The organism is Lysobacter sp. CC-YZS074 (assembly GCF_056739745.1).
In genome coordinates this window covers 1,142,866-1,164,926 of sequence record NZ_CP200301.1, presented here as the reverse complement: position 1 = coordinate 1,164,926, position 22,061 = coordinate 1,142,866, and the positions used below count along the sequence as shown (strand labels likewise).

Below are 22,061 nucleotides of genomic sequence, written 5' to 3'. Positions count from 1 at the left end.
GCGCTCAGCGCAACTGGATCTGCAATGCCGCCGCCGCGCGACACGCCTTTGCGCGCGCCCCGGCGACGTCCTCGCCCAGTGCCAGCGTGACCGCGACGCGGCGCTGGCCCTCGACCCACGGCTTGCCGAACAGCCGCAACTGGGTGTCGGGCTGCGCCAGGGCCGCATCGACACCGGAGAACACCGGCACACCATGTCCCTGGGCCAGCACCGCGCACGACGCGGAGGCTCCATGCGAACGGATCACCGGGATCGGCAGTCCGAGGATCGCACGCGCATGCAGCGCGAACTCGCTCAGGTCCTGCCCGGCCAGCGTGACCAGCCCGGTGTCGTGCGGACGTGGAGAGACCTCGCTGAACCACACCTCGTCGCCGCGCACGAAGAATTCCATGCCGAACACGCCCCAGCCGCCGAGGTCGTCGGCCACCGCGCGGGCGATCGCCTGCGCGCGCTCAAGCGCCAGCGGCGACATCGGCTGCGGCTGCCAGCTCTCGCGGTAGTCGCCGTCCTCCTGCGTGTGCCCGATCGGCGCGCAGAAGGTGATTCCCCCGGCATGGCGCACGGTGAGCAAGGTGATCTCGTAATCGAAATCGACGAAGCCCTCGACGATCACCCGCCCGGCGCCGGCGCGACCGCCCGACTGCGCGTACTCCCACGCCGGCTCCACATCGCCTTGCGTGCGCACCAGCGACTGCCCCTTGCCCGACGACGACATCACCGGCTTGACCACGCAAGGCAACCCGATCGCCGACACCGCCGCGCGGTAATCCTCCGGCGTGTCGACGAAGCGGTACGGCGAGGTGGGCAGGCCGAGGGTTTCCGCGGCCAGCCGGCGGATCCCCTCGCGGTCCATGGTCAACTGCGCCGCGCGCGCGGTCGGGATCACCCGCGCCCCGCTTCCGCTCGCGGCGAATTCCCGTTCCAGCTCGACCAGGGTCCGGGTGTGGATCGCCTCGATCTCGGGCACCACCAGGTCGGGGCGCTCGCGTTCGACCAGCGCGCGCACCGCGGCGCCGTCGAGCATGTCGATCACGTGGCTGCGGTGCGCGATCTGCATCGCCGGCGCGTCGGCATAACGGTCGGCGGCGATCACCTCCACGCCGAAACGCTGCAGTTCGATCGCGACTTCCTTGCCGAGTTCGCCCGAACCGAGCAGCAGGACGCGGAAGGCGTGCGGGGACAGCGGCGTACAGAGGGTGACCATGCGGGATCCTGATCGCGACGTGGAGCGCGCCAGTCTAACTTCGTGCGGCCGCCGGACCGCCGGATCGTCCACCCGGCTTCCGGGCGCGGTGGAGCGCATGCGATCCTTCGCCGGATGCCCAGCCCGCCGCGCCCGTCCTCGTCCGTCCTCCGCCTGTTCGGCGCCCTCGCCGTGGCGGCGACTCTGGCCGGCTGCGGTGGCCGGGAGGAAGACCGCGAAGGGCCCGGCGGCGAGCTCACCGGCGTGCTGCTGGACATGCAGCTCAACGAGGTCAGCGGCCTGGCCGCCTCGCACCTGCACGAGGACGTGCTGTGGCTGCATGACGACGGCGACAACCCGGCCCGGCTGTTCGCGGTCAACACCCGTGGCAGCCGGCTCGCCACCTTCGGCATCGAGGGCGTGACCAAGACCGACTGGGAAGACATCGCCATCTTCGAACTGGAAGGCAGGCGCTACCTCCTGGTCGCCGACGTGGGCGACAACGGCGGCCTGCGCCGCACCCTGCAACTGCACGTGATCGAGGAGCCGGCCACGCTCCGCAACGCGCGCCTGCAGCCGGCCTGGTCGATCGCGTTCCGCTGGCCGGACGGACCGCGCGACTGCGAGGCGGTCGCCGTCGACGCGCGGCGCGGCGAGGTCCTGCTGGTCTCGAAGAAGCGCGAGCCACCGGAACTGTTCTCGCTGCCGCTGCGGCCGCCGGCGCGCGAACTGCTGACCGCGCAGCGGCTCGGCACGCTCGCCGGCATGCCGCGGCCGGACGCCGAGCGGCTCCAGCATTCACCCCGGCACGCGCGCCTGGATACCCAGGTCAGCGCCGCCTCGCTGTCGCCGGACGGCGCGACGCTCGCGGTGATGACCTACCGCTACCTGCTGCTGTATCCGCGACGCGAAGGGCAGAACTGGGCCGACGCGGTCGCCGGCACGCCCGCGGTCAGCGAACTGCCGTGGCTGCCTCAGGCCGAGGCGCTGGGGTGGTCCGCGGACGGGCGCAGCCTGTACGCCACGGGCGAGTTCATCCCCGCCCCGCTGTACCGGATCGAGCCGTAGCCGCATCCGCACGGCCCCGTCCCGGCGGCACTTGAACGTGATATCAGATTGATATCAAATCAGGAAAACCACCTCGAGAGCCGCGCCATGAAAGAGAACCCGACCCGCTCCCTGCCCGGCATCCCCACCCTGTTGCTGCTGATCGCCGCGCTGCTGTGCGCCGCGTGGCTGTTCTTCACCGGAGTCGGCGACCAGTCGCTCGCCGGCATGGCGGGCGGCGCCGTCCTCGCCGTGCTCGCGTTTTTCTGCCTGACCGGGCTGTATATGGTCGAGCCGAACCAGTCGGCGGTGCTGAGCCTGTTCGGCAAGTACGTCGGCACCGTCCACGACAACGGTCTGCGCTGGAACAACCCGTTCTTCAGCAAGCGCAAGGTGAGCCTGCGCGTGCGCAACTTCGAGAGCGGCAAGCTCAAGGTCAACGAGCTGGAAGGCAGCCCGATCGAGATCGCCGCGGTCATCGTGTGGAAAGTGGTCGACTCGGCCGAGGCGGTGTTCAACGTCGACGACTACGAGAGCTTTGTCCACATCCAGTCCGAGGCGGCGCTGCGCGGCATGGCCACCAGCTACCCGTACGACCAGCACGAGGAAGGCCAGGTCTCGCTGCGCAGCCACCCCAACGAGATCTCCGACCACCTCAAGGCGCAGCTCGACGAGCGCCTGACCACCGCCGGCGTGGACGTGCTGGAGGCGCGCATCAGCCATCTGGCGTACGCACCCGAGATCGCCCACGCGATGCTGCAGCGGCAGCAGGCCAACGCCGTCATCGCCGCGCGCACGCGGATCGTCGCCGGCGCCGTCGGCATGGTCGAGATGGCGCTCGAGGAACTGCAGAAGAACGACGTCGTGCACCTGGACGAGGAGCGCAAGGCGGCGATGGTCAGCAACCTGCTGGTGGTGCTGTGCGCCGACCGCGGTACCCAGCCGGTGGTCAACGCCGGCAGTCTGTACTAGTCGCGCATCCCTGCGCAAAAGCCCGCACCTCCAGGTGCGGACTCTTCACAGGAAAGCACCAGCCCATGGCCGAGAAGAAAGCCTATCCGCTGCGCATCAATGCCGAGATCCTCGCGGCGGCACAGCGCTGGGCCGACGACGAGCTGCGCAGCGTGAACGCGCAGATCGAGTACGTTCTGCGTGACGCCCTGCGCAAGGCCGGACGATTCCCGGCCACCCACCCACCCGAAGACCCGGAAGACACGCCATGAGCAAACAGTGGACCTACGAAGTGGTGGAACTGAGCCCGAACATGATGGGCCCGCCGATGTCGGACCGTATCCGCGACGAACTCGACCGTCTCGGCGCCCAAGGCTGGGAGCTGGTCTCCACGGCGCAGCTGACCCCGTTCGACCACGTCCGGCTGGTCCTCAAGAAGGAAGCCTGAGATGGCGCGGCTGACGACGTCACGGCCAGCTGGATAATCTGCGTCCATGCGCGGACAGCCGAAGATCCTGATCAACACGCCGGAGATCGAGCTCTGGCCGCACGGGCTGCTGCGCGCGCGCAGCAACCACGACGCGCGGGCGCTGGCACGCGCCCGGCACGTGTTGCGCCGCAAGCGCGACGGCCGCTACCTCGCCGCGGACCTGCCCGAAGGCATGCTGGCGCTGGTGCCGCGGCTGATGCGCGAACCCGGCATCGACGCCGCGCTGGACGCACTCGAATGGCATCCGGGCCATCGGCGCCCGGGCATCGAACACGTCGGCGAACTCCCGCTGGAACGCCTGCAGGAGCGGCTGGACGCGCTCGGCCTGGACGACACCTACGGCGAACGCACCGGCTTGCCGCTGGTCGCCGAGCCGGACTGGCTGGCCCTGGCCGGCTTCGACCGTTTCGGCCGGCCCCTGTGGCTGCACGCCCACGCCGCGCGTGCCTGGCAACATCTGCAGGCCGCCGCGCAGCGGGACGGGGTCACGCTGGAGGCGATCTCGGGCTACCGCAGCCACGATTACCAGCTCGGCATCTTCGAGCGCAAATGCGCGCGCGGGCTCGGCGTCGACGAAATCCTCGCGGTCAACGCCGCACCGGGCTACAGCGAGCACCATTCCGGCCTCGCGCTCGATATCGGCACGCCGGGCGAGCCCCCGGCGGAGGAGACGTTCGAGGCCACCGCCGCGTTCGACTGGCTGGTCGGCCACGCCGGCGGCTACGGCTTCTCGATGAGCTACCCGCGGAACAACCCGCACGGGATCGTCTACGAGCCGTGGCACTGGACATGGCACGCCTCCGCTCCGGAGTGATCGACCTGCAGGAGCTCTTGTAGGAGCGGCTTCAGCCGCGATCATGGGGTCGCGTGGGCGCACGTTTTCCGGATCGCGGCTGAAGCCGCTCCTACAGAAACCCAGGACCTGCGCAGACCCGGACTACTCCTGCGAACGCTTGGTCGGCGTCTTGGTGCCCGCCGCGCTGTCGGTGACGCGCCACAGGTACAGGCTGGCGTAGGTGCGGTACGGCCCCCAGCGCTCGCCACGTTCGGCCAGTTCCTTGGGGGTTGGCATCGAATCGCTCCGGTCGACCATCTGCGTGCCCTTGCGGATGCCGAGGTCGTCGACCGGCAACACGTCCGGGCGGCCGAGCCGGAACATCAGCATCATCTCCACGGTCCAGCGGCCGATCCCCCGCACCGGCACCAGCGCATCGATGATCGCCTGGTTGTCCATCGTCGCCATCCGCCGCAGCGAAGGAATCTCGCCCCGTTCCTCGCGCGCGGCGAGGTCTCGCAACGCCAGCAGCTTGTTGCCCGACACGCCGCAGCCGCGCAGGGTGGCGTCGTCGCAGCGGCCGAGGGTGTCGAAATGGAGGCGGTCGCTGCCGATCGCGACCTCGACCCGGCCGACGATGGTCGAAGCCGCCTTGCCGCTGAGCTGCTGGAACAGGATCGCGCGGGCCAGCGCATCCACCGGATCGAACGACTTTCGCCAGCGCGGGTCCGGCCCGATCGGGCCGAGCTGCTTCATCCAGCGACCGAGCTTGCGATCACGACGCGAGAGGTGCGCATGGGCGGCGTCGGTGTCGAACCCGCGGGCGTGGCGCGCCATGGTCAACGCCCGATGCGGTCGCCGGCCCACGCCAGCCAGGCGAGGATCATCAGGCCGCCGCCAAACGGCGCCAACGCCGTAGGGGTGGCCAGGAAATGCGCCAGGACCAGGCTGCCCGAGAACAGCAGGGTTCCCAGCAGCAGCGCGGCCAACGACAGCCGCGCCAGCCGCCGCACCGCCAGGGGCCCCAGCGCCGCCAGCGCAATGCCGTGACCGAAGGCGAACAGCGCCGCCGGTTGCAGCCGCGCCTGCGCGGAGGGGTCGACCACGTGCGCGGCATAGGCCGACAACGCCACCGCCGCCGCGGCCAGCACCGCGCCGGCGGCAGGCAGCAGGCGCAGCGGACGGGTGGAAGGCGGGTGCGCGCCGATTGGGCTCATGCCGTCATCATTCCGGAGGGATCGCGGCACGATACCAGCCCACAAACAAAACGCGCCGCGGATGTCCGCGGCGCGTCGTGTCACAACCCGGTTTGTAGAGTGGGCTTACTTCACCGCCCAATAGACGACGAATTCGCCGTTCTCGGTGAAGCCGGCATCGATGCCGTCGACCCAAGCCTCGTACGGACGGTCCACGCTCTGGTAGCCGCGGGTCATCGCCCAGCCACGCAGGGCGTCACGCACGTTCGCCAGGTTGGCCATGTGGCCCTTGAACGGGACCATCGCCACCGGACCGGCCTCCACCTGCACCACCTCGACCGGACCCTGCAGCTCGATGTCGAGCGGGCCGCCGGACGGGAACTCCTTCGCGGACGCGATGATCGAGGTGCCGGTCACGGCAGCCGCTTCGGCCTCGCCGTCGGTGCCGGCCTCGTCAGCCGCCGCCTCGTCCTCGTCCCCGGCGGCCTCTTCGGCAGCCTCGGGCTCGTCCTCGCCGCTACCGGCCAGGCGGACCGGCTGGGCGACCTCGAACGAATAGTTCTCCGAGCCGAACTCGTTGGTGATGATGCGGACCGGACCGGCAGGCTCCAGGTCATTGGCCTTCATGACCTTGTCGATCCACTGCATGTTGTTCTTCATGGTGCGCTGGACGACATCGTTGTTGCGCTCCACCGCCGCCCCGACCACCAGCAGGGTCTGGGCCGGGCGCTGGGTGATGCCTGGCGCCATCGACGGGTCGTCCTTGCTGAGCTCGGCATAGTCGTAGTTGGGCACCGCGGCCAGCATGTTGGTGAGGCGCGACAGGCCCACCTTCATGTCGCCGCCGAAGTTGCTGCCCACGTACATACCGGCGTACCGGCCCAGCAGGTTCATGCCGTAATCGACGTCGTACGTCTGCGTGATCTTGACGTTGCGGTTGTTTCGGCCGGTCGGCTCGAGGATGAACTTGGTGACCTTGTTCTTGCCCGACTTGTCGTCGGTGATGCGGAAGGTGACGCTCTTGTTGGGCACCGCCTCGATGATCTCCCAGCTGCCCTCGCCGACTTCCTCCTCGTCGGAGTCGTACTCGAAGCGGGCACCGACGCCCTCCTCGGGGCCGGCCATGTTCACGTCCATCCGCGGATCGCGCAGGGCAAGCGTGTTCCACTCGTCAAACCGGCGGAAGCTGCTGATCGTGTCGTACACGATCGTCAACTTGCGGTTGGTCTCAACCGAGTTCTCGATGTGGCGGCTCGACGGCAGGAGGAAGCCGACGGTGACGAACAGCACGGCCACGATGGCCAGTGAAATCAGAATCTCGATCAGACGGGTCATTCAGGTTCTCCAGGGCCGGGCCCGGGGCGGACGGGGCGCAGACCGGCAATCCTAGCAAGGAAGCCGTGGCTAGCGCAGCCTTCGACGGTCACAAAAGCCGGCGGTGCAAAGCCGCCGCGCCGCCGGCACCGGCGGCGGCCCTCAGACCAGCTGCAACTCGAAGGCCTTGAGCACGGCCCGGGTACGATCGCGCACGCCGAGCTTGCTGAGGATGTTGGACACGTGGTTCTTGATCGTGCCCTCCGCCACGCCCAGCGAGTTGGCGATCTCCTTGTTGGAGAAGCCGCCGGCCATCAGCCGCAGGATCTCTGTCTCGCGCTCGGTGAGCGGGTCGGGCCGGTCCAGGCTGACGAAGTCGTTGCGCATGTGCTCCAGCCCCGACAGCAGGCGCTGGCTCATCGCCGGCTGCACCAGCGAACCGCCGGCGGCGACGGTCTGGATCGCACCGACCAGTTGCTCGAGCGAAACATCCTTGAGCAGGTAGCCCTTGGCTCCGGCCTTGATGCCGGCCAGCACCAGCTGGTCGTCGTCGAAGGTGGTCAGGATGATCGTCGGCGGCAGCTGGCCCTGGCGCGAGAGCGCCTGCAGCGCCTCCAGCCCCGACATCACCGGCATCCGCATGTCCATCAGGACCACGTCGGGGCGGACCTGCGGGATCACCTCCACCGCCTGACGCCCGTCGCCGGCCTCGGCCACCACCTCGATCCCGTCGGCCAGCGCCAACAGCGAACGCACGCCCTGGCGGACCAGGGTCTGATCATCGACAAGCAGTACGCGGATCATGCAACCACTCCTTCACTGGCAGCGGCCCGGGCCGCCGTGGCCGGCAACGTCAGGTGCAGGTGGAAGCCTGCCTGGGGCCGGGTTTCGATCGTCAGGTCGCCGCCGTACTGATGCAGGCGCTCGCGCATGCCGCGCAGGCCATTGCCGGCGGCCAACTGGTCGGCGCCACGGCCGTCGTCGCGCGCGGTCATCTCGATCCGGCAGGCCTGGCGGCGCGCGTGGATCCAGAGGTTGCGCGCACCGGCGTGGCGCACCGCATTGGTGATGATTTCCTGGGTACAGCGCAGCAGCACGTGGGCGCGCTCGGGGTCGTCCAGGGTGAGCGGCGCCTCGATGTCCATGTGGATATCCAGTCCCGGCACGTTTTCGGCCAGCGGTTGCAGGGCCGCCGCCAGGTCGATCGCGCCGTCCTCGCGCAACTGGCTCACCGCCTCGCGCACGTCGGTGAGCAGCAGCTTGGCGAGCGTGTGGGCCTGGCTGACGTGCTCGCGGGCGCGGCCGTCGACCAGGTGCCCGGCCACCTCCAGATTGAGGCTCAGCGCGGTCAGGTGGTGGCCGAGCAGGTCATGCAACTCGCGCGAGATTCGGGTGCGCTCGTTGATCCGGGCGCTCTCGGCCAGCAGCAGCCGGGTGGCCCGCAACTCGGCGTTGAGCCGGCGCTGCTCCTCGCGGGCCTGCGCCTGCTGCATGGCCACCAGAGCAGTCACGAACACGAAGGTGGAGAACCCGGCATACAGCAGCGACTGCACCACCGCGAACAGCACCGAGAAATCCAGCGCACTCACGAATACCGGGATCACGGCGATATTGCTGGCCACCAGCCAGACCACGCCAACCCGCAACGGCAGCAGCCACGGCAAAAGACCCGCCATGACCATCAGCAGCACGCTGCCAAGCCCGGTCCCCGAGAACACGCTGACTCCGATCGCGCAGGCCGTCAGCACCAGCAGCAGCGCATGGTCGAGCCAGGTAGGACGACGCGAACCCAGCGAGCCGGTGATCCACCAGTACACACCACCAAACGTCAGGTAGACCGCGACCCAGCGACCCACCAGAAGGTTGAAGGCCTGCTCGTCACCCGGCACACCCTGGATGGAGTCGGGTTCAAGAAAGATCGAGAGCAGCCAGCTACCGACCAGCCCCCAGGTAAACAGGCCGGCGAAGCGCAACAGTCGGCTATGGTTCAGGCGGCTCAGCATGTCCGCATGCTACCGAGATCCCGCGTCCGCCGGTGCTCCCGAAAGTAATGCCTGAACGCGGGCCAATGGCCGCCGTGGCGGCGCTCCCGCGGTCGCCGGTGCGCTGGGCCCCATGCGATAATGGCGACCGCCGCGCGACCACGCGCGATGCACGCACCAACCCTGGAGCCCGGAATGTCGATCGTCGTCCGCGACGTGCGTGAGCACGAGCTGGATTCCGTCCTTGCCCTGAACAACGCCGCCGGTCCCGCCATCCTGCCGCTGGATGCGGCGCGGTTGCGCCACTTCTACGAGACGGCCGAATATTTTCGCGTCGCCGAGCGCGACGGCACCCTGGCCGGCTTCCTCGTCGGCTTCGGCAGCGATGCCGACCACGACAGCCGCAATTTCCAGTGGTTCCGCGAGCGCTATCCCGGCTTCTTCTACATCGACCGCATCGTGGTGGCCAGCCGCCGTCGCGGCGGCGGCGTCGGACGGGCGTTCTACGCGGACGCCCAGAGCTATGCCGAACTGCGCTACCCGCAGATGACCTGCGAGGTGTTCCTGGAAGGCATCACCGACCCCGTCCTGCTGTTCCACGGCAGCTTCGGCTTCCGCGAGGTCGGCCAGCGGGTGCTGGTGCGCAACGGCTTGCGCGCGGCCATGCTGATGAAGGAGCTGTGCAGCTATGGCTGGGTCAACCAGACCTACGGCCGCAGCCTGCCCGACGTGCCCTGGATCGCCCCGTCGCGTATCCAGGCTACCGCCGGCCTTGCGCCGCGTCCCACCGGGACCGGGCCATGAGCGTCGTCGGCGTGATGGACTACGAGCCGGCCGGCGAGCTCAAAATCGGCCAGGTCGGCATTGCCAACCTGCGCATCCGGACGCTCGATGTCGTCCGCCTGAGCGCGGAGATGCGTGACCGCGTGCAGCGTGCGCCCAACCTGTTCCGCCGTGGCGCGGTGGTCGTCGATTTCGGCGGCCTGCCGCAGACTCCCGACCTCGCCACCGCACAGGCGCTGCTGGCGGGTCTGCGCGAAGCCGGCGCCCTGCCGGTCGCGCTGGCCTATGGCTCCAGCGACAACGAGCGGCTGGCCGAGGCCCTGGGGCTGCCGGTGCTGGCCAAGTTCCGGGCACAGTACGAGCGCAGCGGCTCCGAGGCCGCGCCTGCGCCCGCCGCCCCCGCTCCTGCGCCCAGACGTGAAGCCGCGCCTTCGCCGCCTCCCGCTCCGTCGAATGCCAGTCCCGGCCTCATCCACGCCGCGCTGGTCCGCTCGGGCCAGCAGCTCTACGCCGACAACCGCGACCTCACCGTGCTGACCGCGGTCGGGGCCGGCGCCGAGGTCATCGCCGACGGCTCGGTCCACATCTACGGCCCGTTGCGCGGCCGCGCCCTCGCCGGCGCCCAGGGCAACGAGCAGGCGCGCATCTTCTGCCGCGAGTTCCACGCCGAGCTGGTCGCCATCGCCGGCCACTACAAGGTGCTGGAGGACATCCCGAAGGACCTGCGCGGCAAGGCGGTGCAGGTCTGGCTTGAGGACGGCCAGCTGCACATCGCCGCGCTGGACACACCTTGAGCTGCAAAACGGGCATCCTGTCACACGGGATCCGTCCAACCCATTGAGCAACACCCCCCATCACCGGAGGATTAGAACTTGGCCGAAATCATCGTAGTCACCTCGGGCAAGGGCGGCGTCGGCAAAACCACGACCAGCGCCTCCCTTGCCTGCGGCCTTGCGCGCCGTGGCCACAAGGTGGCCGTCATCGACTTCGACGTCGGCCTGCGCAACCTCGACCTGATCATGGGCTGCGAGCGCCGCGTGGTGTACGACTTCGTCAACGTGGTCAACGGCGAGTCCACCCTCAAGCAGTCGCTGATCAAGGACAAGCGCTTCGAGAACCTCTACGTGCTGGCCGCGTCGCAGACCCGCGACAAGGATGCGCTGACCAAGGAAGGCGTGCAGAAGGTGCTCGAGGACCTCGCCGCCGACGGCTTCGACTACATCGTCGCCGACTCCCCGGCCGGCATCGAGAAGGGCGCGTTCCTGGCGATGTACTTCGCCGACCAGGCCGTGGTCGTGGTCAACCCGGAGGTGTCCTCGGTGCGCGACTCCGACCGCATCCTCGGCCTGTTGGCGAGCAAGACCCGCCGCGCCGAGAACGGCGAGCGCGTCAAGGAGCACCTGCTGCTGACCCGCTACAGCCCCAAGCGCGTGGAGTCGGGCGAGATGCTGAGCGTCGGCGACGTCGAGGAGATCCTCGGCCTCAAGACGGTCGGCGTGATCCCCGAGTCCAGCGACGTCCTGCACGCCTCCAACAAGGGCGAGCCGGTGATCCTCGACGCCGAGTCCGATGCCGCCCAGGCCTACGACGACGCCGTGGCCCGCCTGCTCGGCGACACCCGCCCGATGCGCTTCGTCACACCCGAGAAGAAGGGCTTCTTCAGCAAGATGTTCGGAGGTTAGCCATGGGCATGTTCGACTTTCTGCTTGCCAAGAAGCAGACCGCGTCGGTCGCCAAGGACCGCCTGCGCATCATCGTCGCCCACGAGCGCGCCACCCGTGGCGGCCCGGACTACCTGCCGATGCTGCAGCGCGAGCTGCTGGAAGTGATCCGCAAGTACGTCAGCGTCGACGCCGAGGCGGTCAAGGTCGACCTGATGGGTGAAGGCGACAACAAGGTGCTCGACATCTCGGTGGCGCTGCCCGAGAACGAAACCCGCGCCGTCGCCAACGGCTGACACGCGACACGCGGGCGGGCCCCGATGCCCGCCCGCTGTCCCTGTAGGAGCGGCTTCAGCCGCGATCGGATGGTTGCCGGCCCGCGCCGATCCGCGATCGCGGCTGAAGCCGCTCCTACAACAGCCCGGCCCATCTCGATGCTCACCCTCGCCGACATCGGTTTCGATGCCCCGACCGCCCTGCTCGCCCGCTACGGGCTGCGGCTGATCCGCGTGGCCGATGGCGCTACGATCCCGGGCAGCTACTGGGGCGAGTGCGAGGCCGGCATCATCGGCACCGACGTGTACGCCCGCGCCGACACCCCGATGCACTCGCTGCTGCACGAGGCGGGCCACCTGATCGTGCTTCCGCCGGAACGCCGCGCGACGGTGCACACCGACGCCACCGAGTCGATCGAAGAGGAAGACGCGGTCTGCGTGCTGCAGGCGCTGCTCGGCGACGCCCTGCCCGGCGTCGGTCGCGAGCGCGTGCTGGCCGACATGGATGCGTGGGGTTACACCTTCCGGCTGGGTTCCGCCGCGGCATATTTCGACGACGACGCCGACAGCGCGTGGCGATGGTTGGCCGAGCGCGGACTGGCCGACGCGCAGCGACGCTGCCTGACCGGCCCCGGGTCTTCATCATCCTCCCAACGCGCGTCCGCGTAGCAGCGCGCGGCCGCCATGCGTCAGCGGCAGCCGCCCACCGAGCCTTCGCCGCAGACCCGCCCGTCGATCCAGGTCGCCCCATCGAATCGTGCGCCCGACAGCTCGGCATTGGTGAGCCGCGCGTTACGAAGGTTGGCGCCGCGGAAATCCGCATCGACCAGCTCGGCGTTGGCGAAGTTGGCTCCGATCAGGATCGCGTCGCGGAAGTCGGCGCGCTTGAGCTCGGAATTGACGAACGCCACCGCCTCGAGCCGGCGCCCGGAGAAGTTGCTGTCGTTCAGATCCTGGTTGACGTAGGTCGGCATGCCGGCACCGGAGGTTGTCGTCGACCCCGAAGACGAGGAGGTGATGGTCCGGTTGCCGAGGGTCGTGGTGGCACGGCCGCCGCCGGAGCCCTGGACGTGCACCCCGCCATCGACGTCGACCCGCGAACGCTCCACGCGCGTGCGCTGCACGTTGTCACCGCGCTCGCGATGATCGCCGCTGCGCGAGGAAACATTCTGGCGCCCTTGCGCCTCAATCATCGTACCGGCGCCTTGCACGTGGGTGCCGGCGGCGCCGGTCTGGACCACGACGCCGTCGGCGCCCTCGACGCGCACGCTGCCGTCGGCGCCGACCTCGACGCCCTGGGCCAGGACCGGGCCGGTCAGTGAAGCGAACAGCAGCCCGCCGATGGCGAGCATGAGGCGAGGCGGAGTGTGCGTGGTCATGGGGGGCTCCTGCGGGGGTTGGGAGGGGAAAGTTCGACGGGCGTCAGCGCATGAGCCCGGCCAGGCCGATCAGCGGATCGTCGAGGCGCGGCTGGGCCGTCGGCGCGACGCTTGGCACCAGGCTCGCGCTGCCCGGCTTGCCAACCGCGGCGGACGCCAGCTGCCGCATCCACACCGGGTCAAAACCGCCGTCCGGCAAAGTGCGCGATTGGATCAGGCCCAGCATCTGCTGCGCCGGTTCGCTGCCCTTGGCCGCGGCTTGGCGATACAGCCGCAGTGCCAGGCCGTAATCCACCGGCACGCCGTCGCCGCGGTGGTGCCGCTGAGCTCGCTCGAACAGCGAGTCCGCGTCACCCCCGGCCGTTTCGGCGGGTGTGTCGGATGGCTGATCGGCTTCGGCGCGGTCAGCCAGGCCGGCCAGGTTCAACCGCGCCGCGGGGCTGCCGTTGTCCGCGGCGCGCCGGTACCACATCTCCGCCGTGGTCCGGTCGCCCTGGAGCTGGTAGTGCACGCCCATGGCGTTCTGCGCGGCCGGATCGTTCCCGCGGGCAGCGCGTTCGCGCAACTCGCCCTCCTGCCGCTCACTGCCCGGGCGCCGATCGGCGGCCGCCAACAACGAGAGCAGGTAATCGGCGCGAGGCACGCCGGCCTGGCTTGCCTGCTGCAGGGTCCGGCGCGCCGCCACCGGATCCCGCGTGACCCCAAGGCCCAGACCCTGCAAGTAGGCGTAGGCGATCGCCGCGCGCGGGTCACCGGCATCGGCGGCGACCCTGAACCAGCGTGCCGCGACGCCCTGGCTGCGTGGCCCGGCCTCGCTTTGCCAGGCCGCCAGCGCGCGATCGAAGGCGTCTTCCGGACCGCGGGGGCTTTCGCCGTCGGCGGACGTGTGGGTAGTGGCACCCGACTCCGTCGCTTCCACTCCGTCGGCGGGCGCTACGGACGCGTCCGCGGCGTCCGCATCGGCCGCATCCACCGGCGCGGGTGCCAACGGCCAGCGGATGTTGGCACTGCGCTGCGGCGTCGGCGGAACCTGCGCGGCAGCCTCCGTCCCGACTACGGCCTGGCTGCGCCCGTGTGGATCCTTCCCGGCCGGCACGGCGCCGTCATGGCCCACCACCTCCGCCGCCGGTCGCGGCTGCTGGTCACGCGGTCTCGCGGGCACGATCTCCGCTGGCGCTTTGGCAGCGGGAACGATCTCCCCGGCCGCGCCGGGGCCGCCGTCCGCCACCGGCGCCGCACCGGGAGCGAGCACCGGCGGTGACGCCACCGGCACGATTTCCGCAAGGCCGGGTCCGGCCAGCGCGGCCAGCAGGCCGGCGCCAACGATTCCCGCGCGTCGCACGGCGCGGCCGAATGGACTGCGCTTCATTGCGGCAGCGTCCCGGTCATGGCGTGACCGACCACTGCACCCGACCTTCGCCGACGCCCGCACCGACCGCCGAGCGGAACGCCTGCTCCACCGCATCCAGCGACGGGGCATCGATCGGCGTCAACGACGGCGCCTGCAACGCGGTTGGCAAGCGCAGGACCGGATCGATCGGGCTGGCGAGGCAACGCAGCTCCTCGACGCCGGGCGCAGTCAGTTCAATCGCGAAGCTCTGCGGATTGCCCACGTCCGGCACCAGCAGCGCGCGGTTGCCCTCCACCAGCGACGTCGGCTGCAACGGGTTGGGATAGATCTGCGCGATGCTGCCCTTGGCGTCCCGGTAATAGCAGTGCAGGTAGGAGGTCCGGTCGACGCTGATGTTGAACGACAGCAACTCCCCGAGGGGGCGCACCGCGCCACCGCCGGGCAGATGGATGTCGACCGCCGCCAGCCGGGGTGCCGTGGAGTCCAGCGCCGGTGTTCCATTGCGCGGCTCCCCGATCAGCGCCCGCGGCAGGCGGCTCTCGGTCAGGCCGACATCGCCCCAGCCGATCCGCACGAAATTGCCGTCACCGTCGGTGCGTACGTAATCGCGCGCCAGGTGTTCGTAGGTCTCGAAGCCCAGCTGGCCGGTCGCCAGCAGGCCCTCGTCCAACTGGAACCGCTGGATCGCGGTGCGCAGTTCCGGGGTGACCAGCATCGCGTCCGCATCGCTGGCGTGATAACCCCGCGCACGCAGGCCGCGCTGGACGAAGGCCACCCGCTCGTCCTCGTCCATCTCCAGATACCACTGGCGCAGCTGGCGCTGGAAATCCGGATGCGCCTGGTCGAGCGCAAGGCACTGCCAGTACGGCACACGCGCCCACTTGCCGACCAGCTCGATCATGCTCAGGTCGATCAGTGTGCGCGCCGCCGGGCCTACGCCCTGCGAGTAGTCGCCACCGACCTCGATCTGCACGCCGGCCTTCTTGATCCGCCCGCCGATATCGACGCCCGAACCCTTGGCGGCGATGGTCATCTCGTTGGCCGAGTGGATGCCTGGCAGCAGCGTGCGGGTGATGAAGTCGCCGAGGTGGAAGTCCATTCCCATCACGCTGCCGGCGAGGTCGCGCGACCAGCCGATCTCGGCGTCCTCGGACGCGGCACCCAGCCCGCGCCGGTCGATCATGACGTTCTGGTCGAGGAAGCTGATCGCGCCGGACACGTACAACTGCGGCATCTGGATCAGCATCTGGTTGCTCTGCAGCATCAGTCCGCTGAGGGTCTGGACGGTATCCTGGTTGAGCGGGTTCACCTCGTAGTCGACGAAGCGGAAGGTGTTGCTGAGCCGCGACATCTCCGACAGCGAGGTGATCAGCATGTCGGTGGCGGCCACGTAGACCTTCCCGGAGGCGTCCGGGATCTCCTTGGCGGTGACGGTGACCTGGTTGATGTGGTGGTCGCGCAGCATCCGGTCCATGCAGGCCAGCGAGTCGTTGAAGCTGCTGACCGAGCGCACCGGCCACACCACCGGGCGGTTCTCGACCGTCGCCTGGTCATAGAACTCCGCATGCTTGCGAGGCCCGTTCCCGCCCATCGTGCTGCAACCGGCCAGCAGCGTGACCGCCGCCGCCATCCCCACCACCTTCATCCCCGCGCGTGCCGAGCACGCCTGCCCCCGTTGGTTCGTCATCCGTCGTGTGCATCCCTATCAAGGAAAAACCCGGCCGAACGCCGCCTCCCCGGCAGGCGCCCGGCATGAATTCGTGTACTGCGTGCGGTTACTTGCAGACGTTGATCACGCTGCCGTTCACCACCACCACGCGCTCTTCCTGCTGGCCGCGCGGGCTCGGCCCGTAGCGCGGGGTGAAGCTGCCGACCGTGGTGGGTGCCTGCGCCGTGGTGCCGATGTTGGTGATGCAGGCCTTGGCGCCGCCCGGACCGGTGTCGATCACCTCGGTGTCGGCGACGTCCTGGCTGACGGCAGCGCCGATCCAGCGTTTGGCCTGCACCTGGCTGACCTTGGCCCGGTCCCACGGGTCGATGCCGTGGCGTGGGGTGACGTCCTTCTGCTGCGCCTGCGCCAGCGGCGCCAGCACGGTGAGGACCAATGCCAGCCCGGCGATCCGGGCGCTGGTTGCGCGCATGCTCATGCCTTGCCTCATTGTTGCGACTGCCCAAAAAGACCGGCGCGGCGACCAGTGCCGCCGCGCCGGCGGCCGTCGGCGCGCGGAGTCCGCGCCCGACGGTGATCCGAAGGCTCAGTCGCCGTCGTTCGAGGACACGTTCTGGGTCGCTTCGGCCATCGCGCCGGTAGCGGTGTTGGCGATCGCGCCATTGACGGTGGTGACCTGGTTGTTGTCGCCGCCGATCTTGACGTTGCCCTTGTTGGACGAGACGTTCTGGGTCGCCTGGGTCATCGCACCGACCGCGGTGTTGGCGATGGCGCCGTTGACGGTGGTTTCCTGGTTGTTGTCGCCGCCGATCTTGACCTCGGCGAAGGCGGTACCGGACACGATCAGGGCGGCGGCGGCAGCCAGCAGCAGGGGGGGCTTCTTCATGGTGGTTCCTCGTCTTCTGGAAAGGTTGGTCGCACTGGCCCAGTAGGGGAATTGCCACTCGCGTGCGGGCCGGGCACGGAGCCGTATGCGGGCTATTCGTCGCTCACCGAACCGATGTTGATCACCGCCCTGGAGCCGGAGCCGGAGGCCTCGTTGTGGATCGATCCGTCGACCGACACCGTCTGGCTGTTGCTGCCGACGTTGGCCTTGCTGCCGCTGATCGAGCCGATGTTGACCTGGGCGGTCGCCCCGGAACTGGCCTGGTTGGTGATGCTCCCGGACACGGTGACGGTCTGCGAATTGCTGCCGCTGATCACCACCTGCTTCTGGGCGAAGGCCGCGCCCGAAGCCAGGAAACCGAGAGCCGCCAAAGGAATCAGGAGCCGAGTCGTGCTGTTCATGCTGTTCCTCGAAGGGGTGGTGACGAGCCAGTCTCAGGCTGACGTGGCACGTCACCTTTGCGACCATGACGGCAGCTGTCAAATGAAGATTTTGTGACGATCGGGCGGAATCCAGCCCGGATGAACGGGTGCGCGAGCTGCGGTTTCGAAGCATTTGGCCGAAGTTGGCGCCGTTATCGAGCTTGATCGAGCGAATCTCCTGCCGGATTGTCGACAGCGACCCCGAAGCCAACAAAAGCCCCGTTTGGTGACCTACGTCTCGATTTGACCCCTGTGCGGACATCCATTGCCGGACGGGTGATCAGCCATGCGCCACCGCCCGTAGCGTTGCTCCGCCTCGCTGCTTGCGTGCCGCCCGCCCCCTCTCTAGCCTTCGGTGGCTTGGCGCGACGCACGCGCCGCCTACGAGGGAGAAAACCCGGATGAAACCCGTTCGCGCGCTACTCGCGCTCAGCATCACCGCGGCCGTGATCGGCCTGGCCGCCTGCGACAAGGCCCCCAGCCCCGACGGGAGCCGTCCGGCGACCACCGCCGCCGCGCCTGAAAACGAAACCGCCGACCAGTTCATCGCCCGGGTCAACCGCGAGCTCAAGGAGATGTACCCGCAGCTCACCGCGGCGCAGTGGCTCTCCTCGACCTATATCAATGACGACAGCCAGCTGCTGGCCGCCAAGGCCAACGAGCGCTACCTCACCCAGCTCAACAGCTGGATCGAGCAGGCCAAGCGCTTCGAGGGCCAGGAGATGTCGCCGGAGACCGCGCGGTCGATCCAGCTGCTGAAGCTGGCCACCTCCATGCCGGCGCCGAGCGACCCGGCCAAGCTGGCCGAGCTGACCAAGATCGCCGCCGACATGGAGGGCATGTACGGGTCGGGCACCTACTGCACCGACGAGAACAACCCCGCCACCTGCCGCCAGCTCGGCGCGCTGGAGGACGTGCTGCGCAACAGCCGCGACTACGACGAGCAGCTCGAAGCCTGGCGCGGCTGGCACACCATTTCCAAGCCGATGCGCGACGACTACACCCGCTTCGTCGAGCTGGTGAACCTCGGTGCCGACGAAATGGGCTTCGCCGACGCCGGCGAGATGTGGCGCTCGGGCTACGACATGAGCCCGGTCGAGATCGCCGCCGAGACCGACCGTCTCTGGGCGCAGGTCAAGCCGCTCTACGACGACCTGCACTGCTACACCCGCACGCGCCTCGGTGCCGAGTACGGCGAGGACCGCGCGCAGGTCGCCGGCGGCATGCTGCCCGCCCACCTGCTGGGCAACATGTGGCAGCAGGACTGGAGCAACCTCTGGGACGTCGTCGTCCCCTACGAGAACGCCGGCAGGCTCGACATCACCGGCGCGCTGGAGTCGCGTTACCAGCAGATCCATGCGCAGAAGCTGGCCCAGCACAGTGGCGACCGCAGCCCCGCCGCCCTGGCCGACATCGAGCACGAAGCGCAGGAGGCCGCGGCCCGGCAGATGACCAAGCGCGCCGAGGACTTCTACACCTCGCTCGGCCTGACCAAGCTGCCTGACAGCTACTGGGAGAACACCCAGTTCATCAAGCCGCGTGACCGCGACGTGGTCTGCCACGCCAGCGCGTGGGACATGAACATGGAAGGCGACGTGCGCACCAAGATGTGCATCAAGCCGAACGAGGAAGACTTCACCACCATCTACCACGAGCTCGGCCACCTGTATTACGACCTCGCCTACAACAAGCAGCCGCCGCTGTTCCAGGCCGGCGCGCACGACGGCTTCCACGAGGCCATCGGCGACACCATCGTGCTGGCGATGACGCCCAGGTACCTGGAGTCGATCGGCCTGGTCGACGCCCAACAGCAGTCCAACGAGGCGCTGATCAACGCGCAGATGCGCATGGCGCTGGCCAAGGTCGCGTTCCTGCCGTTCGGCCTGATGATCGACCGCTGGCGCTGGGGCGTGTTCGACGGCTCGATCACCCCGGACAACTACAACCAGTCCTGGTGGGACCTGAAGGCGAAGTACCAGGGCGTCGCCCCGGTGCAGGCGCGCGGCGAGGAGTTCTTCGACCCGGGCGCCAAATACCACGTGCCGGGCAACACCCCGTACACGCGCTACTTCCTCGCCCACATCCTGCAGTTCCAGTTCTACAAGTCGCTGTGCGATGCGGCCGGCTTCGACGGCCCGCTGCACGAGTGCAGCTTCTACGGCAACAAGGCCGCCGGCGCGAAGCTGCAGGCCATGCTCGACAAGGGCGCCAGCCAGCCGTGGCAGGCCACCCTCAAGGAGCTGACCGGCGGCGGCCAGATGGACGGCAGCGCCGTGCTGGAATACTTCGCCCCGCTGCAGGACTGGCTGAAGCAGCAGAACGAAGGCCAGACCTGCGGCTGGCAGGCCAGCGCCGTCGCCTCCGCGGCCGGCGGCGAGGCAGCGGCCACGCCTGCCGCGAAGCCCGCGACGGAGCAGGCCGACGGTGCCGACGCCGACGCCGCTCCCGATGCGGATGGCGCCGATGGAGAGGCCACGCGCGGCTGAGTCATGCCGTCTCGCGTGCACCGAAAAAGGCCGGCGTAATGCCGGCCTTTTTTTGGTCGTTTTCCTTTCCGGGCCCTCCCATACCCGTGCCGCCGCACCCACGCCGTAGCCCTGCCGCCGCGCCACTATTCCGTAGGAGCGACGTAAGTCGCGACCCACTGACAGTCGTTATCCCGGCATGGCGTGGCTCGGGGCAGGGCTACGGTCGCGCGAATGCGGCAGCGCGTTGACCGCGGCGCCCTCACCGGGTCAGTGGGTCGCGACTTACGTCGCTCCTACCGCAGACCGCGACGGAAAACCGCGTCCTGTAGGAGCGGCTTCAGCCGCGATCGTGAACCGGGCGCAGCGGACCATTCCACGATCGCGGCTGAAGCCGCTCCTACAAAAACCGCGGAGCGACGCGCGGTTGCAACGGCAGCGGCGGTGACTTGTCCGCCGGGCGCAGCCCCTCGCCCGGCCCGCCCGCTCACGCCCGCTGCTTGCGCCGCAGCCAGCGATACCCGTACGGCCCCAGCGCCACCCGCAACGGTGTGCCCGTCGGCGCCGGGTATTCGCGGTCGCGGATCACGTCGACCATCTCGTCGAGGTCGTCCTCGCGCAGCTCGAACTCCACCGCCTCGCTGCCGAGGTTGATCAGCGCGACCACCGCCGAGCCGCCGTCGTCATCGTCGTAGCGCACGCCGAACACCGGCCGGCATTCGAACCGCGCCAGCCGGTACGGACAACCCATCTCGCGTAGCCCGAGCCGGGCGCCGATCAGGGCGACGGTGCGGCCCAGCAGCGAATCGGGCTTGGGCAGCTCGGCCTCGACGTTGCGTTGCAGGTAGCCGAACTCGCCGTCGCGGATCGGCGGTGCGACCAGCTCGTCCGCGTCGGCGCGCGAGAACCCGCCGTGCTGCACGTCGCTCCACTGCATCGGCGTGCGCACCGCCTGCCGCTCCGGCAGCGACAGGTCCTCGCCCATGCCGATCTCCTCGCCGTAGCGCACGATCGGCACGCCCGGCAGCGACAGCATCAGGGCGTGTGCCATCGCCGTGCGCGCGGTGTCGCCCTTGAGCATTGGCGCCAGCCGTCGGCGGATGCCACGGTTGTAGATGCGCATGTCCTCGTCGGGCGCGAACGCATCCATGACCTCCTCGCGCTCCCCGGGGGTCAACTGCTCCAGATCGAGTTCGTCGTGGTTGCGCAGCCACACGCCGAACCGGCTGTGCGGCGGCGGTGGCTTGCGCTCGGTCAGAGCGCGTGCGAGCGGCACGCCTTCGCTCCGCGCCAGCGCAAGGAACAGGTGGTTGTTGACCCAGAAGTCGAGCAGGAGGTTGAGCCGCTGGCCGTTGCCGAAATACTGGTCGTACATCGCGACCGGCACGTCGGTCTCGCCCATCAGCACCGCGTCGGGGTTGCGCCGGGCGATCACGTCGCGCATGTCGTCCAGGATCCACAGGCCGTTCTTGCGCGGATCGGCGGCACGCGCCACCTCGACCATGTGCGGCACCGCGTCCACCCGGAAGCCGGCGATGCCCAGCCGCAGCCAGTACGCCATGATCCGCGCGATCTCCTCGCGCACCGCCGGGTTGGCCACGTTGAGGTCGGGCTGGTGCGAATAGAACACGTGGCGGTAGTACTGCCCCGCTTCCTCGTCCCAGGTCCAGATACTGTCCTCGATGCCTGGGAAAATCGGCTTCACGCCCTCCACCTCGACCGGCTCGTCCGACCACAGGAACCATTCGCGGTAGGGCGAATTGCGGTCGCGCCGGGCCGCCTGGAACCACGGGTGGTCGATCGAGGTGTGCTGCACGACCAGCTCGATCAGCACGCGCAGCTGGAGTTCCTCGGCGCGGTCGATCAGGTGCACGAAGTCGGCGATGTCGCCGAAGCGCGGGTCGACGCTGAGGTGGTCGGTGACGTCGTAGCCGGCATCGCGGAACGGCGACTTGTAGAACGGCAGCAGCCAGATGCAGTTCGCGCCCAGCGCCCGCAGGTGGTCGAGCCGGTCGGCCACGCCGCGCAGGTCGCCGCGCCCGTCGCCGTTGCTGTCCCTGAACAATGACGGGTCGATCTGGTAGATGACCGCGTTGCGGTGCCAGTCCTCGTGCATGCGCCCTCCGCGCAACGGCAGGCCTTCGATGAAGCCGGCCGCGGCGTCGTTTCCGCGTGATTCCCCTCTTCAGCCAAATGTCACGCCCGCCTTACGCCGCACCCCGTATCAATTGG

24 protein-coding genes are annotated in these 22,061 nt (G+C 69.1%); 11 read left to right on the top strand and 13 right to left on the bottom strand.

The features are described 5' to 3' along the window. Positions 1–4 precede the first annotated feature (4 nt). The gene (gene purT, locus U8331_RS05170; RefSeq protein WP_481132544.1) at positions 5–1,204 is read right to left on the bottom strand and encodes a formate-dependent phosphoribosylglycinamide formyltransferase; all 1,200 of its coding nucleotides are present in this window, start codon (positions 1,202–1,204) and stop codon (positions 5–7) included. A 114-nt stretch (positions 1,205–1,318) separates the two neighbouring features. Here purT and U8331_RS05165 point away from each other — a divergent pair, with 114 nt between their 5' ends. From U8331_RS05165 to U8331_RS05145, 5 genes are all read left to right on the top strand, one after another. Further along, entirely contained in the window at positions 1,319–2,251 is a 933-nt protein-coding gene (locus tag U8331_RS05165; RefSeq protein WP_481132543.1) for a hypothetical protein, read from the top strand. Between the two features lie 87 nt (positions 2,252–2,338). Continuing rightward, positions 2,339–3,202 (top strand): SPFH domain-containing protein, encoded by an 864-nt coding sequence (locus U8331_RS05160; RefSeq protein ID WP_481132542.1) that lies wholly within the window; start codon positions 2,339–2,341, stop codon positions 3,200–3,202. Positions 3,203–3,267: 65 nt separating this feature from the next. Continuing rightward, on the top strand, positions 3,268–3,453 hold the full coding sequence (locus U8331_RS05155) for a type II toxin-antitoxin system antitoxin (protein ID WP_481132541.1): 186 nt from the start codon (positions 3,268–3,270) through the stop codon (positions 3,451–3,453). Continuing rightward, entirely contained in the window at positions 3,450–3,629 is a 180-nt protein-coding gene (locus U8331_RS05150; protein ID WP_481132540.1) for a DUF4177 domain-containing protein, read from the top strand. The genes U8331_RS05155 and U8331_RS05150 overlap by 4 nt, the downstream gene beginning before the upstream one ends. Before the next feature lie 46 nt (positions 3,630–3,675). Continuing rightward, positions 3,676–4,485 carry a M15 family metallopeptidase gene (locus tag U8331_RS05145; protein WP_481132539.1) on the top strand — a complete coding sequence of 270 codons (810 nt, stop codon included), beginning with the start codon at positions 3,676–3,678 and terminating at the stop codon, positions 4,483–4,485. Positions 4,486–4,608: 123 nt separating this feature from the next. Here U8331_RS05145 and U8331_RS05140 read toward each other — a convergent pair whose 3' ends face one another. The 5 genes from U8331_RS05140 to U8331_RS05120 form a co-directional block, all read right to left on the bottom strand. Beyond that, the gene (locus U8331_RS05140; RefSeq protein WP_481132538.1) at positions 4,609–5,283 is read right to left on the bottom strand and encodes a DNA-3-methyladenine glycosylase family protein; all 675 of its coding nucleotides are present in this window, start codon (positions 5,281–5,283) and stop codon (positions 4,609–4,611) included. A 2-nt stretch (positions 5,284–5,285) separates the two neighbouring features. Continuing rightward, entirely contained in the window at positions 5,286–5,663 is a 378-nt protein-coding gene (locus U8331_RS05135; RefSeq protein ID WP_481132537.1) for a DUF423 domain-containing protein, read from the bottom strand. Between the two features lie 105 nt (positions 5,664–5,768). Beyond that, positions 5,769–6,977, bottom strand: coding sequence for a polyketide cyclase (locus U8331_RS05130; protein WP_481132536.1), 1,209 nt, complete (start codon positions 6,975–6,977; stop codon positions 5,769–5,771). 141 nt (positions 6,978–7,118) lie between these two features. Continuing rightward, the gene (locus U8331_RS05125) at positions 7,119–7,760 is read right to left on the bottom strand and encodes a response regulator (RefSeq protein WP_481132535.1); all 642 of its coding nucleotides are present in this window, start codon (positions 7,758–7,760) and stop codon (positions 7,119–7,121) included. Further along, positions 7,757–8,959, bottom strand: coding sequence for a sensor histidine kinase (locus U8331_RS05120; RefSeq protein WP_481132534.1), 1,203 nt, complete (start codon positions 8,957–8,959; stop codon positions 7,757–7,759). Before U8331_RS05120 ends, U8331_RS05125 begins: the two co-directional genes overlap by 4 nt. A 174-nt stretch (positions 8,960–9,133) precedes the next feature. Between U8331_RS05120 and U8331_RS05115 the strand changes: the two genes are divergently transcribed. The 5 genes from U8331_RS05115 to U8331_RS05095 all read left to right on the top strand — a co-directional run bounded on the left by U8331_RS05115 (position 9,134) and on the right by U8331_RS05095 (position 12,326). Further along, the gene (locus tag U8331_RS05115) at positions 9,134–9,742 is read left to right on the top strand and encodes a GNAT family N-acetyltransferase (RefSeq protein ID WP_481132533.1); all 609 of its coding nucleotides are present in this window, start codon (positions 9,134–9,136) and stop codon (positions 9,740–9,742) included. Further along, positions 9,739–10,515, top strand: a complete 777-nt coding sequence (minC, locus tag U8331_RS05110) for a septum site-determining protein MinC (protein ID WP_481132532.1) — start codon at positions 9,739–9,741, stop codon at positions 10,513–10,515. Before U8331_RS05115 ends, minC begins: the two co-directional genes overlap by 4 nt. A 78-nt stretch (positions 10,516–10,593) precedes the next feature. Beyond that, a complete protein-coding gene (gene minD / locus U8331_RS05105) occupies positions 10,594–11,403 on the top strand; it encodes a septum site-determining protein MinD (RefSeq protein WP_481132531.1) in 810 nt (269 codons plus the stop codon). Positions 11,404–11,405: 2 nt separating this feature from the next. Then, a complete protein-coding gene (minE, locus tag U8331_RS05100) occupies positions 11,406–11,678 on the top strand; it encodes a cell division topological specificity factor MinE (RefSeq protein WP_481132530.1) in 273 nt (90 codons plus the stop codon). A gap of 138 nt (positions 11,679–11,816) precedes the next feature. Then, positions 11,817–12,326: a hypothetical protein gene (locus tag U8331_RS05095; protein ID WP_481132529.1), complete on the top strand. Its 510-nt coding sequence runs from the start codon at positions 11,817–11,819 to the stop codon at positions 12,324–12,326. 20 nt (positions 12,327–12,346) lie between these two features. Here U8331_RS05095 and U8331_RS05090 read toward each other — a convergent pair whose 3' ends face one another. From U8331_RS05090 to U8331_RS05065, 6 genes are all read right to left on the bottom strand, one after another. Then, positions 12,347–13,009 carry a pentapeptide repeat-containing protein gene (locus tag U8331_RS05090; protein ID WP_481132528.1) on the bottom strand — a complete coding sequence of 221 codons (663 nt, stop codon included), beginning with the start codon at positions 13,007–13,009 and terminating at the stop codon, positions 12,347–12,349. 70 nt (positions 13,010–13,079) lie between these two features. Beyond that, positions 13,080–14,405 (bottom strand): tetratricopeptide repeat protein, encoded by a 1,326-nt coding sequence (locus tag U8331_RS05085; protein ID WP_481132527.1) that lies wholly within the window; start codon positions 14,403–14,405, stop codon positions 13,080–13,082. A gap of 16 nt (positions 14,406–14,421) precedes the next feature. Further along, positions 14,422–16,074 (bottom strand): DUF4384 domain-containing protein, encoded by a 1,653-nt coding sequence (locus U8331_RS05080; RefSeq protein WP_481132526.1) that lies wholly within the window; start codon positions 16,072–16,074, stop codon positions 14,422–14,424. An 88-nt stretch (positions 16,075–16,162) separates the two neighbouring features. Then, complete coding sequence (locus tag U8331_RS05075) at positions 16,163–16,534, bottom strand: hypothetical protein (RefSeq protein WP_481132525.1); 372 nt, start codon at positions 16,532–16,534, stop codon at positions 16,163–16,165. Between the two features lie 108 nt (positions 16,535–16,642). After that, positions 16,643–16,942, bottom strand: coding sequence for a hypothetical protein (locus tag U8331_RS05070; RefSeq protein WP_481132524.1), 300 nt, complete (start codon positions 16,940–16,942; stop codon positions 16,643–16,645). 92 nt (positions 16,943–17,034) lie between these two features. After that, positions 17,035–17,343 (bottom strand): hypothetical protein, encoded by a 309-nt coding sequence (locus tag U8331_RS05065; RefSeq protein WP_481132523.1) that lies wholly within the window; start codon positions 17,341–17,343, stop codon positions 17,035–17,037. Between the two features lie 422 nt (positions 17,344–17,765). On the opposite strand from U8331_RS05065, the gene U8331_RS05060 reads away from it, so the two are divergent. Further along, positions 17,766–19,850: a M2 family metallopeptidase gene (locus U8331_RS05060; RefSeq protein ID WP_481132522.1), complete on the top strand. Its 2,085-nt coding sequence runs from the start codon at positions 17,766–17,768 to the stop codon at positions 19,848–19,850. A 466-nt stretch (positions 19,851–20,316) separates the two neighbouring features. Here the strand turns inward: U8331_RS05060 and U8331_RS05055 are convergent, their stop codons facing one another. Beyond that, complete coding sequence (locus tag U8331_RS05055; protein ID WP_481132521.1) at positions 20,317–21,945, bottom strand: alpha-amylase family protein; 1,629 nt, start codon at positions 21,943–21,945, stop codon at positions 20,317–20,319. Positions 21,946–22,061: the final 116 nt, after the last annotated feature.